This is a genomic window from Brevibacillus sp. FSL K6-0770 (assembly GCF_038000275.1).
In the GTDB taxonomy this organism is placed as follows: domain Bacteria; phylum Bacillota; class Bacilli; order Brevibacillales; family Brevibacillaceae; genus Brevibacillus; species Brevibacillus parabrevis.
In genome coordinates, this window is the sequence record NZ_JBBOBQ010000001.1 from 1,801,702 (window position 1) to 1,818,164 (window position 16,463).

The following is a 16,463-nucleotide window of genomic DNA, read 5'->3' on the forward strand; positions in this document are numbered from 1 at the left end:
AGTCAGTCTTTTGCCAGCCAAGCCGGCAGTAGGTGCAAATCGACATTTTCAGATAAAATCCTGTTCATTTGACTTTACCGCAAATGTTGAAAAATTGCCAATGGTGTCGAAAATGCAAATTTCAAGTAAATTCCTGTTGAACCATGTTTTGAAATTTAATATAATTCGCCTGAATGCAACAGGAATATTTTACTATTTTTGCTGTGAATTTCATACCTTTGCAAACTGTTGACAGGAGGGAGAGGTACCATTTTCATTGGGCAAATGACACAGCCGCAACCAACAAATCAATCCAGATAAGGAGTCACGTGAATGAACCAGGCCTTCATCCGTTTATTCAGTATGTTCCAAGCGTTCCTCCTGGTGTCGCTCCTGCTTTTGCAGCTCGTTCCCGCGCATGCGGCGGCGAGTGCGGACAGCAAGACGTACCTGATCGGCTTCAAAAAACAGGAACGCGCCAAGGTCCGAGCGATTCAGCGGTCATCGGTGGAGCCACTCACCGGACAAATCGTGGTCGCCGAACTGACCGAAAGCGAAAAACAAGCGATGCTGGAAGACGAACATGTCGCCTACATCGAAGAAGACAGCGAAACCGAGCTGGCGGAAGCAAGTCTCTCGCCAGGTCAAAGCCAGCAAGTGCCGTGGGGCGTCGAGCATATCGGTGCCGCCGCTGCGCACAGCCAGCAGTACAAAGGGCAACGCATCAAAATCGGGGTGCTGGATACGGGAATTTCCGCTCATCCTGACTTGGAGATCAAGGGCGGTGTGTCCTACATCGAAGGAGAGGACGATTTTGGCGACCAGCACGGCCACGGTACGGCTGTAGCGGGAGTCATCGCCGCTCGGGACAACGATTTTGGTATCGTCGGCGTCGCGCCGGAAGCGGAATTGTACGCGATTAAAGTGTTGGACAAAAAAGGCCACGGGACCTACTCCAGCATGATCCAGGGGATCGAATGGGCGATTCAAAACCGGATGAACATCCTCTCGATCAGCGCGGGCGGTTATGTAAACAGCCGCGCCTTGCACGACCAGATCAAACGGGCGAACGAGCACGGCATTCTGGTCATTGCGGCGGCGGGCAACCGGGGCTTGGGCGAAGAAACCGAGCTGTTCCCAGCCCAGTATGCGGAAACGATTTCGGTCGGTGCGGTTGACCAGGAAGATCAGCGCGCCGATTTTTCCAGTGTCGGAAAAGAGCTGGACCTCATGGCGCCAGGGGTGGATATCCGCAGTACCGCGCCTGGTGGAGATTTTCAGACGAGGTCCGGCACTTCGCTCGCTGCTCCGCACGTAGCGGGGGCGGCGGCCGTGATTTGGTCGGCGAAAGGAAACATTTCTAGCACTGAGCTGCGCGATCTGTTGACGAAAAGCGCCAAGCCACTGGGCGAGTCCCGTTTTTATGGCAAAGGGCTGGTGCATTTGGAGAAAGCGCTAGGGCAAGGGGAAGCTTCTGCGGAAATCGAAGCGCTTTTGCCTTCTGTTTCAGAACTCAAGCTGGCACAGGGGGAAAGCCAGCCGCTCAAAGTCACAGCCAAGCGCACAGATGGTTCGGAGCAAGACGTGGCCAAGCGGGTCAGCTATGCCGTGCAGGATGAGGCCATTGCCAAGGTAAGTGCTGCGGGCGTGGTAAGCGGCGTCGGGCCGGGCGAAACCAAAGTAACGGGAGAGTTGGAAGGACATCACTTCGAGATTTCCGTTACGGTGACCCCGCCGGAACCGCTGCGTCCACTGGCAGGGCTGGATAGTCCGGAAAATGGCGAATGGACGAGCGGCCTGTTGAATGGAAAAGGGTGGTATCTCGATTCTGCGGGAGTGGCGAGCATTCGCATCCAAGTGGATGGGGCTGACGCAGGAGAAGCGCAGTACGGTCAGCCACGACCGGATATCGCGGCGAAATATCCGGCGTATGGCAATCCAAACGCAGGGTTTACGTTCCAACTGGACACGCAAACACTAGCGAGCGGAGCGCATACACTTGCGGTGATCATAGAAAATGCGGCTGGCGAGAAAACGACCATTGAGGGCCGATCCTTTTATGTCGGGGAAACGCCGTTGCCGGAGGGCTTGCAGGCGGATGTCCAGAAGCTGGAGTTGGCTCCTGGCAATAGCCATCCGTTGAAGATATCCGTCATTTTGGAGGATCGCTCGGTCCAAGACGTGACGCAGCAGGCGACCTATGTTTCCTCTGACCCGGGAGTTGCTACCGTGAGCGAGACGGGAGTCGTGCAAGCGGTTGGAGTTGGCAGCACAAACCTTACCGTCACCTACGAAGCCAAGACGCTGGTCATCCCGGTACAGGTCAAGGAAGAAACGCCGCTCCCTGCGCGCGGGGAAGTGGAGCACCCAGCAAACAACGCCACCGTAGCGGGTCAAGTGCTGGTGGAAGGCTGGTACTTGGACCCGGCCGGAGTGGCGAAAATCGAGGTGCAACTGGACGGAACGCGGCTGGGGGATGCGCAGTACGGGATTGTCCGTCGCGACATCGAAACAGCTTACTCGGACTACCGCAATCCGGCGGCAGGTTTTCAGTTCCTTTTCCAGACAAGCGCTGGGCAAGAAGGAGCGCATGTATTGAAAGTAACGGCTGTCAGCAACGACGGCACGGAACATGTGCTGGCGGAGCGAGCTATCCTAGTTGAACAAGAACAGCCAACGACAAGCATCTCGGCTGCGCCTGAAAAAGTAGAAGTGGCTCGCGGGAAAACGCAACAGCTACGCATTTCGGCTGTCCTTTCCGATCAAGGGACAAAAGACGTGACCGCAGGAGCGACCTATGCCGCAGACCATCCGCATGTGGCCAGTATTTCGCCAAGCGGAATGGTCACGGGATTAGAAGCCGGACAAACGACCATCACCGTCCACTACCAGGAGCATGTGCTGACCGTTCCCGTAACGGTGCGGGAAGCGGCAGGCTTCATCCAAGGCGGAATCGATACCCCACCGGACAACGCGACCATTAGCGGCGTGTACCCGATTACGGGCTGGTATTTCCACTCGGGCGGAGTCGCCAAGGTGGAAGTGCTGGTAGACGGTATCCTCCAAGGGGAAGCCGCCTACGGCATACCCCGTCCAGAAGTAGAGATCACGGATGTCTCCTCGCCGAATCACGATATCGGCTATCAATTCGATCTCGATACGGGCAAGCTCCAGGAAGGAACGCATACGCTTTCCGTACGCGGAACGGGCCAAGACGGGACGCAGACGATGCTTGGGGAAAGAAAGATCCACGTCGTTCCGCTTTTGCCAGCGAAAAGTCTTCAGGCCAACAGCACCGCGCTGAGCTTGACGGCAGGCAAAACGCATCTACTCGTGGTCAAGGCCATTCTCGACGACGAAAGCGAGCATGATGTCAGCAAACTGGCACGCTACACCGTAGATAACCTCTCCGTAGCGAAAGTAAACGCAGATGGCCTGGTCACCGCCATTACACCTGGCACGGCGAACTTGACCATCTCCTACGGACAGCAGAGCCTCCTTATCCCCATCACCGTCACGGAAGCCGGACCACTGTCCGCGATGGGCGAAATCGAGACGCCGGTGCAGGGAGCTGTCATCGAGGGCACAAGCACGATCGCCGGATGGTTTTTAGCGACGATACCTATTACGCGTTACGAAGTGTTGGTGGACGGAACGAAGAAAGGCGAAGCAAAAGCAGGCATCGCTCGCCCGGATATCGCCTTGCTGCACCCGGATTATGCAAACAGCTACGCCGGTTTTAGCCTGACGCTGGAGGGATCCGACCTGCCAGCCGGGGAGCATACCGTTGCCGTGGTGGCCATCGATCCAGAAGGCAAGTCGCATCCGTTGCCAGAAAAACGCTTCGTCATCAGGAAACAACCCCCGATCCTTCGTTTGCAGCCGCAAGAGCCAACCGTCACCTTGCCGAAAGATTCCAGCAAAAAGCTGACGATCTCCGCGCTACTGACGGAGCAAACGACCAAAGAGATCACAGGAGAAGCACAGTACACGGCAGAAAAGGCCGAGATCATCCATGTCAGCCCTCTCGGTGTGGTAACGGGGCTGCAAGTCGGCCAGACCAACGTAGTCGCAAGCTACGGCGGGCAATCTGTCACCATCCCCGTCACCGTGACGGAGACAGAAGCCGGGTCCACGCAGCCAAAAGGGCAATTAGAGCTGCCATTTGACCGCGCTGTCATCGGCGGCGTGACCACCGTCCAAGGCTGGTTGCTCGACCCGTCTGGCATCGCCAAAGTCGAGGTACTCGTGGATGGACAAGCTGTGGGCACCGCCGAATATGGCGAGCCTCGTCCGGATATTGCGGCGCTGTATCCACATTACCGCCAGGCAAACGCCGGGTTCCGCTACCAATGGGACACGCTTCCGTTCGCCGAAGGCACGCACAAGCTGACCATCCGCGCCACCAATCAGGCGGGACAGGAAAGCCTCGTGCTGGAAAGAGACGTGGTCATTGGTCCCGTTGCCAAACTGACCGCCAATCTCACCTCGATCGCGCTGGAAAAAGACAAGACCGTGACCTTCCAACTGACCGCCACCCATCGTGACAACAGCACAAAAGACGTCACCGCCGAAGCGACGTACGCGTTTGAGAACCCGGCCCTCACCAAAATCGAGGCGTCGACAGGCTTGATCACGGGCCTGATGCCAGGAAACACGCATCTGCGCGTATCGTATGCCGGAATCGTGCAGACGTATCCGGTGCAGGTCCAAGGAGACGGACCGAGCCACGGTGGAGAAATCGACACGCCGTCAGACAACGAAGTCATCAGCGGAAACTACCTCGTCACGGGTTGGTTCCTCCCCGAGGGTGAGTTGGACAAAATCGAGGTGCTGCTGGACGAAACCGTTTTGGGCGAGGCGCTGTACGGCACCGAGCGCCCTGATGTGCTGCGCACGTACCCGGGCAGCCAAGGCGCGAAGCCAGGCTTTTCCTACGGGCTGCGTGCAGAGGAGCAACCAAAAGGAACGCACAAGCTGACCGTACGGGTTACCGAAAAAGACGGAAAACAGACCAACCTGGAGAGAACCGTAACGATTGTCGAGGCGATCACCGAAGAAAATCGCTACTGGCTGCAATTTTCCAAGGAACAGGGCAAACACAACTGGTCCTACCTGGAGGCCAAGGAAGAGCGCTACACCGAGCTTATGTGGAACCAGGAAAGCGAGCAGTGGAAAAGCCCGCAAGGCGAGACGATCATCGGGAATACGTGGATGCACATCGGCGGCTCCGATCCGGTCATTCGCTGGGAAGCGCCGCGTTCCGGGAAGATTCACGTCGGCGGCTGGGCGTCCATGCTCGAAGGAAACGAAGGAGACGGCGTTAACCTCCGCCTTTTGAAAAACGATACCCAAATCTGGCCGTCGGCAGGCTGGCAGTCCATTGCGTTCAACGATCAGATTGGGGTGGAGCTAGCGCAAGAGCTGGAAGTTGAGGCAGGAGACAAGCTGTATTTCCAAGCGCAGGCAAAAGAAACCGAGGTGGGGGATTCATTCAAATGGACCCCGGAGATTGACTATCTCTCCACGAACATCCCGGATAACGCCGCGCCGCGTGTGTACCTCACCACCCCCGTTACCGGAAAAGTCATCGATCAGGTGAACGGGCAGGATGTGATCCCCCTTTCCGGTTGGGTCATGGACCCGAATCTGGGGGATCGCGTCAGCCTCTGGTATCAAATCGACGAAGGGGAAGTGCACCAGATCGCTTCGTTCCTGGCGTCAGAAAACGCCTCCGCCTTTTTGTACCACGCTCCGGTGCAAGACCTGAAGCCAGACGACGTATACTCCCTGAAAGTCTGGGCTACCGATCAGAAGCAGGGCCTGTCTCCCGTGCAGCAGGTGGACTTTACCCTGGATATGCGCGCACAGGCCAAGGAAAAAGACCCGATCGATGTCGGGGCCACATGGAATAGTCCAGCCAATAACGCGGAGATTAACTTGGGAGAACGGGTGATCCTCACTTGGGATTACTCGACAAGCTATGGCTCCTACTTGGACAAAATAACGGGCCAGGAATTGACGATTTACATTTCCGAGGCGGGTCATGTCACTTCCACCGTTAAGGAAAAACTGTCGGCGAATACCCGCTCCTATGAGTTGAATACTTCCACCATTTCCAAAAGCGCCAACGTGGAAGCGCGGCTGCGCACTATTTTGAGCAGCAACGTGCCCGCATACGTCAGCGGCACCACCGTCAAACGGTTTTTCAAAATCCTGAACGGCAACCAAGCTCCGGTTTTGGAAAGCACGGAACTCATCGTCATTTACGGAGGGAAGACCGGACAAATCAGCTTCACGATTGCGGATAAGGATGCTACGGACAAACTGGTAGCACGGAAAATTCGGATTGGCTGGACACCGGGTGGAAATGAGGTAAGAGAGACGATGGAGGGTATTTATGAGGTGGATCAAGGGCGAAAATTCACAGGTCGCTACCAATTTCCCATCACCAAAGACATGCTGTTTCGGACCATCTATTGGACCGCACAGGCCCAAGATAACCGCGGAGCCTGGTCGGAGCCGCAAGTCTACTCGGCTCGTCTGGTGGATCACCTCCCAGAGCTGGCAGTCTACACCCCTACAGAGAAGCGCATTATCGACTTGAAGGAAACCTTTACCCTGGACGGCACGTACAGCCGCTTGCAGGCAGGAGACACGCTCACAGGAACGATTTATCCGGCGACGTATGCCAGGAAAACGACGACCACGACTGGTTCAGCTGGTTATTGGAGTATGAGCTGGCTGGGCCAGGAGCTGGGCGAAGGTACGTATACGAATACGGAGGTACGCAGCGCAAGCGGTCGAGCCGCTTCTTACAGCGGAGTCCTGGTCGTCGAACGGAAACCGGGAGCGCCGGTCATTGTCAAGACCGAGCCGACCAAGAACGCCATCACGGTGTACTGGAACCCGAGCCCCGGAGCCAGCACCTACCAGATCCGCCTGGATAACCATCCTCTGGCGCGAGATGTAGGGAACGTCACCAGCTACACGTTCTCCGGCCTCCAGCCAGGCCGCGCCTATACGATCATGCTGTGGGCCTACAGCCCATCCGGAATTAGCAGCTATCCGGCTTCGATCTCCGTCGAGACGCTGCCTGCGGAGGAAAACTTCACGCTGTTGCAGGAAAACAGCCCGATTCGCATGTACTACCCGGCGGATCAAGCGAAATATTTCAAGCTCACCGCCAAGACGAGCGGCACGTACCAGTTTACGTTGACCAACGATTCCAGTTCCCTCGCCGCAGGGAAAATCGCGGTGTTCCGCAGTGCGTCTCTGCAAACGCCGGACCAAATCGCTTCCGGTGAAAACGGGAGTGTCAGCGCGGCACTGGTCGCAGGCAAAACGTACTATCTGTCCGTCCAGTCCCGCAGCTCCTTGTACGCGACGCTCCTGGCCAAGGCGAGCGGAGAAGCGATTGTGTTCAACCAGGCCAGGGAACTCACGATCCCGGCCGGGCAATCGGTCGAGCTGTCCATGAATGCAGTGATCCCTGGAACCTACCGCACCGTGGTCCAGCTGAAAAATCCAGGCAGCAAATACCCGACGGTCGCTGTGCTGTCCAACGGCACGCTCGTCAGTCCGAAGCAAAAGCCAAGCGAGGCCGAGGCCGTGTACGAGCTGGCATCCGGCAGCTACACCGTCCGGCTGACGAACAACGACACCACTGCGCTTAGCCTGTCGTTTACCGTCTTTGCTCCACTGGCAGGAGGCACGCTGTATGAATACGTCTACGATGCCAACAACCGGATCACGGCGATCAAGGAAAACGGCGCCAACAGCGTCACCTTCACCCACGATGAGAACGGAAACTTGCTCAAAAGCGTCAAGCAAGCCGTCTCGCCTCAGCCAAAGGCAACCGCATTAAAGCTCGATTCGGACAAAGTGGATGTGTCCTCCGGCGGCTCGGCGTCCATCCAGGTAACCGCGACGCTGGAAAATGGCAGTCAGGTGGACGTCACCTCGCAAGTGACGGTCATCGTGGAAAATCCATCCGTGGCGTACATCAGCAACGGGCGCGTCTACGCCGTCAACGGCGGGACCACCCAGGCACGGCTGTACTATGGCGGACAAACGAAGACACTCACGATTACCGTAAGCGCTCCGGCGATCTCTTTGTCGTCCATCAGCCTGAGCCCGGCGCAAACGACCCTGGCAGAAGGACAAATCCAGCGCGTGTACGCCACCGCCTACTACACCGATGGCAGCAGCAAAGACATCAACAGCGTCGCCAGCTTTTCTTCCTCCAGTCCATCGGTGGCGCAGGTGAGCAGCCAGGGCGTCGTGACCGGGATCGCCCCGGGAACCGCGACGATTACCGCTTCCTATAACGGCAAAAGCGCTTCCGCTCAAGTAACGGTGCAGGGAGCTTACTTGCTGGGGCTGAAAGCCAGTCCCGCGCAGCTTTCGCTGGCAGCCGGAAACAAGGGACAACTGAGCATCTACGCACAGTATTCCAACGGAGTCGAGGAAAACGTTTCGGCCAAAGCCCAATACACCAGCGGCAACCCTGCGATTGCCTCGGTCGATGGCATGGGAGGCGTGGTGGCAACTACCGCTGGAACGACAACCATCCAGGTCACCTACGGAGCGAAAAGCCTGTCCGTTCCCGTCACGGTGACAGGAACGGTCGTCACCTTGCAGACGATCTCGGTTCGTCCGGAGTCCGTCAGCGTGAAAAAGGGTGCAACCCAGCAACTGGAAGTCAAAGCAACGTATAGCGATAACAAGGTGACCGATGTGACCAGTCAAGCCACCTACCAAATCGCTCAGCCCGCGATTGCCACAGTTTCAGCGACTGGATTGATAACAGGAGCAGCCGTTGGCTCCACGACAGTTACCATATCTTTTGGCGGTAAAACCGTCTCTGTGCCTGTACAGGTCACAGAAGCTCAGGAGCCTGTGCAGAGTCTGACCGTCACGCCTGTCAAACTGGATCTTCTGGTAGGCAAAACGCAAACCTTGCAAGTAACGGCCACCTACCAAGACGGCAAAACGGCAGACGTATCCAAGCAAGTTACGTACTTGTCGCAAGATCCAGCCACAGCAACCGTCCAGCCTGACGGACTCGTCACCGCTGTCAAGGCCGGAAGTACGAGTCTCACTGTGACGTATGAAGGCGTGAGCGTCAACGTACCCGTTGTCGTCACGGCGGAGAACGCGGTAGTGGACATCAAGATCGTTCCGGAAGCCATTACCTTGCTGGAACATGCGACGAAGCAGCTCGCAGTCAAGGCTGTACACGCAGATGGAACAGAGTCCGACATGACCGACAAGGCCCAGTACACTGTCGATGACCCGTCCATCGCATCCGTAAGTACGGGCGGTTTGCTGACAGCTAAAAAAGCAGGAACGGCGACACTTGCCGCAGCATTTTCCGGCAAGCAGCGGAGCGTGGCGGTGAAAGTGAGTGACCCGGGCGTCCAATTGCAAAGTTTGTCTGCCGGAATGGCATATACACAGATTTTGCGAGCGGATGGAAGCCTTTGGGCAACCGGACAAAATGAGCACGGGCAGCTAGGGAATGGAACGATGCAAAATCAGACGACACCTGTTCCGGTTATGGTGGATGTCGTCGTTACACAACTGGAGACAACGGCGAATCTCGTAGAAATGAATGCGTACGAGAGTAAGCCATTAAAGGTGACAGCCACGTATGCAAATGGCCATGCGCAAGATGTTACCGATCAAGTCATATATGAAAGCAGCCAGCCAGAGATTCTCCAAGTCGATCAGCATGGAGTCATGACATCCGGCGAAATGGGAGGGAAAGCGAGCGTTGTCATTCGTTATTACGATCAACAACTGACCATTCCTGTGCAAGTCAAAGGGATTCCAAGAAGTGTTCAGTACATCTCGGCAGGAATGAATTACACGCTGATCATGACAGATGACGGAAGCTTCTGGGCGACCGGACAAAATGAGAGTGGGCAGTTGGGAGATGGAACCATGCAAAATCGGAATAGCCCGATTAAAATCATCGGTCAGGAACCTGGGAGGGTAACAAAATGATCTGGAATAACCACAGCATCCAAAAAATAATGTGCTCTTTCATCATTGTACTGACCGTATTTGGCTTACTGGGAGAAAGGGCTCATGCCGACAGTAAGGTCAAATCAAGTGCGGCCGGGAAGTACCACACCCTCCTTTTAAAAGAGGATGGAACCGTGTGGTCTTGGGGCCTAAACGATGATGGACAATTGGGCGATGGAACGAAGATCGCCAAAACGACCCCGGTTCAAGTAGCTGGACTCACTGACATGGTAGGCATTGCTGCCGGAGCCAATTTCAGCCTGGCTTTAAAAAACGATGGAACGGTTTGGGGATGGGGCTTTAATCGGGACGGTCAATTGGGCGATGCTAACAAACAGCCTAAAGTAGTACCTGCACAAATAGCTGGTTTGTCCAATGTGACGGCGATTGCGGCTGGCGAGGTGTATGCACTGGCATTGACACGCGATGGAACGGTCTTCATGTGGGGAGTCAATATGGGCAATTTCACAAAAAATCGAACACCAGTGAAAGTCGAAGGTCTGGCCGAGATCAAGAGTATTAAGGCAGGAGCCACTCACAGTTTGGCTCTCAAAAGTGACAATACCGTGTATTCATGGGGAGCCAACGATTTTGGACAGCTCGGTCATGGTAACCTGACCCCCAGTGGCCCCCCACAAAAAATTGAATCTCTTACCCAAATTGCTGAGATCGAGACAAATGCCTTGAGCAGTTACGCTATTGATTTGGAGGGCCGGGTTTTTGTCTGGGGAGCCAATGCTTCCGGTCAACTGGGAAATGGAACAACAGACGAGCAGACAAAACCTGTCCTCATCCCGGAACTGACTTCCATCAAGAAGATTTTTACGGGAACTTTTGCAGCACACGTTTTTGCGTTGACGAACGATGGAACCGTTCTAGGCTGGGGAGCTAATGAGAACGGGCAACTTGGCAACGGCACAACTACCCCTAGTTACAAACCAATTCCGATTACATGGTTCCCCTAACCAACACCAATCCCCCCTTCTCACCAAGGGGGGACTACTACCCATGATGGAGGCCCTATGAAACACCTTTCCATAAAAGCACTCATCTACCTTCTCTGCCTGGCCCTATGCATCACCCTGCTGCCACCAGGAGCAGCCCTGGCCAACGAACCGTCCCAAGAGCCGCTCCCACAGGAAGCGCAGGACACACCAACCACCGCATCCACACCGGAAGCCGTGGCCAACGAACTCCAGCAGTCCATCGCGGACGAGCAACTTGTTCCGATCGAACAACAAGCCGCGAAAAGCGATCCGACCACCTTTACCGAAGCGGATATCGCCAAGCTGCCCTGGACACAACTGGACGCTTCCACCGCCAGCGAAATCCACCGCACGTTTGACCGGGAGCTATTGACATTTGCCGCCTATTTCTACTCGGATCTGGAACAACTCCTCACCGAAGAAGAGCGCGCGCAAGCCAAAGCCTTCACCGACACGGACCTTCTTTCCCGTTATCAATCGGTGACGTCGGACCAGCAGCAATGGCTCCAAAAGCTCACACCGCTTATCCCGGCGAAAATGGCGGAAATCCGCAAGCTCGCGGAAACGATGGACATCCAGGCAGCGACGCCGCTTCCGCCTACGCAGTACACGGAAAAAGAGCAAGAGTTTCACTTCGCCCGCTCCAAGACCGAATCATCGGTAGACGACGTGTACCGGGCGGCCAATCTGGTCGAGCAGGATGTGTACCTGCAAGGCAAACATGGCCTGGACGTGGTCCTGCAACGCCGCTACCATTCTCTGGGCAGCAAAATTAGCGTGCCCGGCTGGAACGAAACCGAGACAGGCAACGAAGCCCATTCCTCTCCGGAACGATTTGCGACCGGCTGGGACTTCAACGTGCCGAAATTGGAGATCGTCTCCCGCGAGCACTCCGCCTCCGTGAGCGACGATTCCCGCAACCCGGGGCAAGAAATCTACACCACCCGGGTCTACGATCTGCCGGCGGGCAACCGTTATTTTATTACGCTCGAAGACGGAACGTCGCTCGAATACCACTACAACCAGTTTGTCAATTACCCGTACAAAGATGCCAGCTTCTCCGTGGAGCGACTGAACAGCAACTACACCTTGTCCTTCCGCAACTGGATTTACGAGTTTGACTTGCTGAGAGGGACGATCGTCAAATCGAACATCTACGGCGATAAAATCACGTACACGGTCAGTAGTGACGGCGAGCTCATCTCCATCGAGGACAGCGTCGGGCGGTATGTGGTCCTGAAAAGAAGGGGCGTCAACGACCAGACCCAAGACCTGATCGTCTACAAGGACAAATCGGAAACGACGGTGCTCAAGCACATCCGCTACCATTTGGAACAAAAATCGGGCTTGGCCATCTACACCCAGCTCACTCGTGTAGAGGTGCTCCCGCCAGGCGGCAAAGGAAACGGCGCCTACACCACCGCCCGCTACTCGTACCATAACCCGCGCACCAAAGGAATGGCCTATTTCAACCTGAACAAAAAGTACACGTTGGACAAGGTCGCAACGGATCAGGCGCTCCAGGAGTCGCCGAAATATTGGGCCGAAGACAAAAAGACGCGGAAGGAATTCGACTATTTGCTCATGCAGGAGGCCAGCTACCCGCTGCAAGGGCTGTCGATCCAGTATGAGTATCGGCCATACACACTCGATCAGACGTCGATCAAAGACGGACTGGTGCGCATGTTCCAAGACCGTTACGCCCTAAGCTACATCTCCTATCATCCCGTGAACAAGGTCACGTACAGCTACGCTCTGCAAACGCCAAAAGGCACGAACACGTACCGTTTGGAAAAAAGCTATGCCGACAACGACACCTTTTACGAAATATGGAAAATGCCGAAAGAGCAGCTGCCCCGGCTGAAAAACATGGCCGATCGGCATGGCGATACGTTCCAGGTCACGGAAACGGAGCCGTCCCGCTACACCCGCTCTCTGTTTTACCGCATCAACGCAGACGGAACGCCGCTGCTGCGAAGCGCGAAGACGACCGGAATCAGCCAGGGAGGAACGTCGATTGCGGGGGCGAAATATGCCGTATCGTACAACCCGACAACGTATACCACCTATGCCTATTCCGGCCGCCAGACGAAGCCGACCTACCAGTACGTATTTCTGGAACCCGTCTCCGTGTCCGACCCGGATGTGTTTTCGTCCTATTTAAAAGAACCCGTTCTGTCCAAGCGTGCCGCGTACGCCGCCAAACTCAACAACTACGCGCAAGAGACGTACTACGAATACAACGAGTACGGGCATCTGGTCAAACAACTGGCGCCAGACGGCATCTTGACGACATGGACGTACGATCTGGAAAGCCAAGGGAGATTCCGCACCTTTTCCTTGCTGAAGGCGACGCGGACGCAAGCCACCGCCGCTTCCAGCGATCCATATTATTCCAACTTGTCCTACGAGTACAACGATCAGTATTTGCTGCGAAAAGAAACCGAGATCCACTCGTATCCAGCGAATCTGGCGGGGTACAAAAGCCAGACGACAGAGCGCACCTACGAATACACGAACAAGCAGCTTTACTCGGTCACGGAAAACTTCGGCGGCAAGACGAGAACGCAAACGTTTCCCGCCTACGACGCCTACGGCTTGCAGCCAACGCAAATCACGGTGGCCGGGGTCGAGCTGGAAAGTGGCAAGACCGACGTCCTGAATTTTACGCTAGACATCGATGAACAAAGCCAGGTCAAAAGCCAAACGTACCCGGACGGGGGCAAAGTCACCTACGACTACGACACGCTGGGTCGTCTCCTTTCCGAGAGCTATCGGAACCAGGGATCAACGCGCACGATTTCGTACACGTACCGCGATGGCGATGCCACGGGCACCAAGACGGCAGGGCCAGGGGTGGTCGAACGAACCTTGCCAGACTCGTCGCGGGTTATTACGTACTACACCCCGTATGGCGATATCGCCTACCAGGAGCAAAAAGGGAAAAACGGCGGCACACGTCCGCTCGTGGAAAACGAGTTTACGCCAGACGGTTTGCAGGTCAGCCGCACGATTCCCTACGGAAACCAGGCCAAGAGCACCTCTTATGCCTACGACTGGGACGGCTTTGTTTACCAAACGACGAACGCTCTCGGAACGACCCGCTCCCATCGCAACAACGCCTACCGCGACGGCAGCAGCTACTTGCCGCGCCTGACCGAACAAACCGTGGCACCAAACGGCTACATCGTCACCACCTACCGCGATTTGTACGGTCGGGTAGAGAGCACCGAGGAAACGACACAACAAGACGGAAAGCGCCGTGTCACGAATATCCAGACAGACCGTTTCGGAAAAGTGACAGACAAAGAAGTAACCGACGGCAGCACCTCCCAACGCTGGACCTTGCGCTACGATGCCAACGGCCAGCTCGTCTACCTGCGCGACCCGGAGAACAACGTCAACGAATACGGCTACGACGGACTCGGCAACCTCGTCACCGTCGTCGAAAATGGCACGACCTCCGCCGTGTACACGTATAACACGCTGTCCTGGAAACTATCCGAAAAGAACCCGGAAACCAAAGCCGAGCAGTACACCTACGACAAAAACGGCTCGGTCAAAACCTTCCAGGACAAAAACGGCGTCCTGTTCAATTACCAATACTCGCCGTTTTACGAAATGACGAAAGTGTCCGCCGGCAATGGCTTCTACGAAGAACGCACCTACGATCCGCTCGCTGGCTTGCTTTTGACGGAAACCAATAACTACGGCCAAACCGTCCGCTACAGCTACGACGAGTTCCACCGCCTGAACAACCAAACGATGATGGGAAAAGACTACCAGCTCGTACACACCGATCAGGACGATGCCATCGACGCCCTGATTTACCCGTCTCGCAGCGCGGTATCCGGCTCGGCCCCTTCCATGCGGGTCGATTACAGCTACGACAGCGCCGACCGCCTGAGCAGCGTGACCATCCCAAGCGTCGGCACCACGACCTACACGTACGACATCAAGAGCAGCGGCGAAACCAACACCGTTTCGTACCCCGGCCAACCGAACGCGATGCAGAAAACGATGAGCTCCTTTGCCGAAATTACTGGAATCAATCACGCCGATGGCTGGAGCGAGACGAACGGCTACGATCTGTTTGGCAACATCACGAGTCAAAAGCGCGGAGGAACCACCTACGGCACATTCGCCTACGACAAGCTGTCCCGGATCAAGGAAGAGACCATCCAGGGCAACACCCGTCAATACGCCTACGACCGCCGCGGCAACCGCCAAGCGTATGCCAACGCACCAGCAGACTCGACGCGCTCGTACGAACTGAAACACGACTTGTTCAACCGCCTGACCGAATACAAAGACGACAAAGGAACCACGACCTACACGTACTACCCGGGCGGCCTGCGTGCCACCAAACAGCAAACCGGAACCGTAACCGACACCACCCACTACGTGTACCTGAACGGACAAGTGATTGAGGAATTGACCCAAGATGGCCGGGTCAAAGCCCGCAACGTCTTCGGCAACCAACTGATCTGGCGCAAAGACTACACGACGAACCAGGAAGGCACTTACTACTACAATAGCCACGGCGATGTCGTGAAGATCAAGGGGCCAAGCGGCAACGTCCTGAATACGTATGAGTACGACATCTGGGGCAACCTGCTCGCGGACAAGGTCAAGGAAACGATGCCCAACCCGTTTGCGTATGCGGGGGAAATGTACGACAAGGAGAGCGGTTTTTACTACCTGCGGGCGCGGTACTATGATCCGAAGATGGGGAGGTTTATTTCGGAGGATACGTATAAGGGGCAAGTGGATAATCCGCTTTCGTTGAATCGGTATACGTATGTAAGTAATAATCCATTACGATTCATTGACTCTTCTGGGCATACGGAGACTATTGTTGGGGATGGTACCCCAGGTACGTACTATTATTATGACAAGCAGGGGATCAGAAGGGTTCATGGAAGCAAGGAAATCGATTACGAATATTATGACGAAATATTTACGGTAGAAGGAATAAATGGAATTCCTAATGTAGGTGGATTAAGAGAAAATTATGTCGGTAGCGCCAGAGAATTAGAAGGATTGGAAGATCCGCTCACGTATGTTAGTGTAGGAGGTGGCTTAGCTCGAGGGCTTTTAGTTTCTACAGCTAAAACAGTAGTTAAAAGTGTTGCATTCAATAGTGGAAGAGCTGGGGAGCTTTATTTAGCCAAACTAGTCGGTGGGAATGCTAAACCCGTTTATTTTAAAACCTCACTAGGGGCAAGATATGTAGATGTTTTAAAGGATGGTATTGCCTATGAATCTAAAGTAGGCTATAAAACACTTACAGCTTTTAATAAAAAGCAAGTATTAAAAGATGTTGAGTTATTGAAGAAAGGTACTGTCGATTCTGTAGAATGGCATTTCTTTAAAAGTGAAATAACTGGTAAAAGTGGAGCGTCGCAACAATTACTGGATTTTCTTACTCAAAATGGCATAAAGTACACTATTCATCCCTAAAGA

At 55.1% G+C, this 16,463-nt stretch carries 3 protein-coding genes; all 3 read left to right on the forward strand.

All coding sequences use genetic code 11. The annotated features are described in order from the left end of the window. Positions 1 to 312: 312 nt before the first annotated feature. From NST23_RS08800 to NST23_RS08810, 3 genes are read left to right on the forward strand one after another with little or no spacing between them, the layout of a single operon-like run. On the forward strand, positions 313 to 9,990 hold the full coding sequence (locus NST23_RS08800; RefSeq protein ID WP_340963540.1) for an Ig-like domain-containing protein: 9,678 nt from the start codon (positions 313 to 315) through the stop codon (positions 9,988 to 9,990). Beyond that, positions 9,987 to 10,976: an RCC1 domain-containing protein gene (locus NST23_RS08805; protein ID WP_340963543.1), complete on the forward strand. Its 990-nt coding sequence runs from the start codon at positions 9,987 to 9,989 to the stop codon at positions 10,974 to 10,976. Before NST23_RS08800 ends, NST23_RS08805 begins: the two co-directional genes overlap by 4 nt. A gap of 57 nt (positions 10,977 to 11,033) precedes the next feature. Beyond that, the gene (locus NST23_RS08810; protein ID WP_340963546.1) at positions 11,034 to 16,460 is read left to right on the forward strand and encodes an RHS repeat domain-containing protein; all 5,427 of its coding nucleotides are present in this window, start codon (positions 11,034 to 11,036) and stop codon (positions 16,458 to 16,460) included. Positions 16,461 to 16,463: the final 3 nt, after the last annotated feature.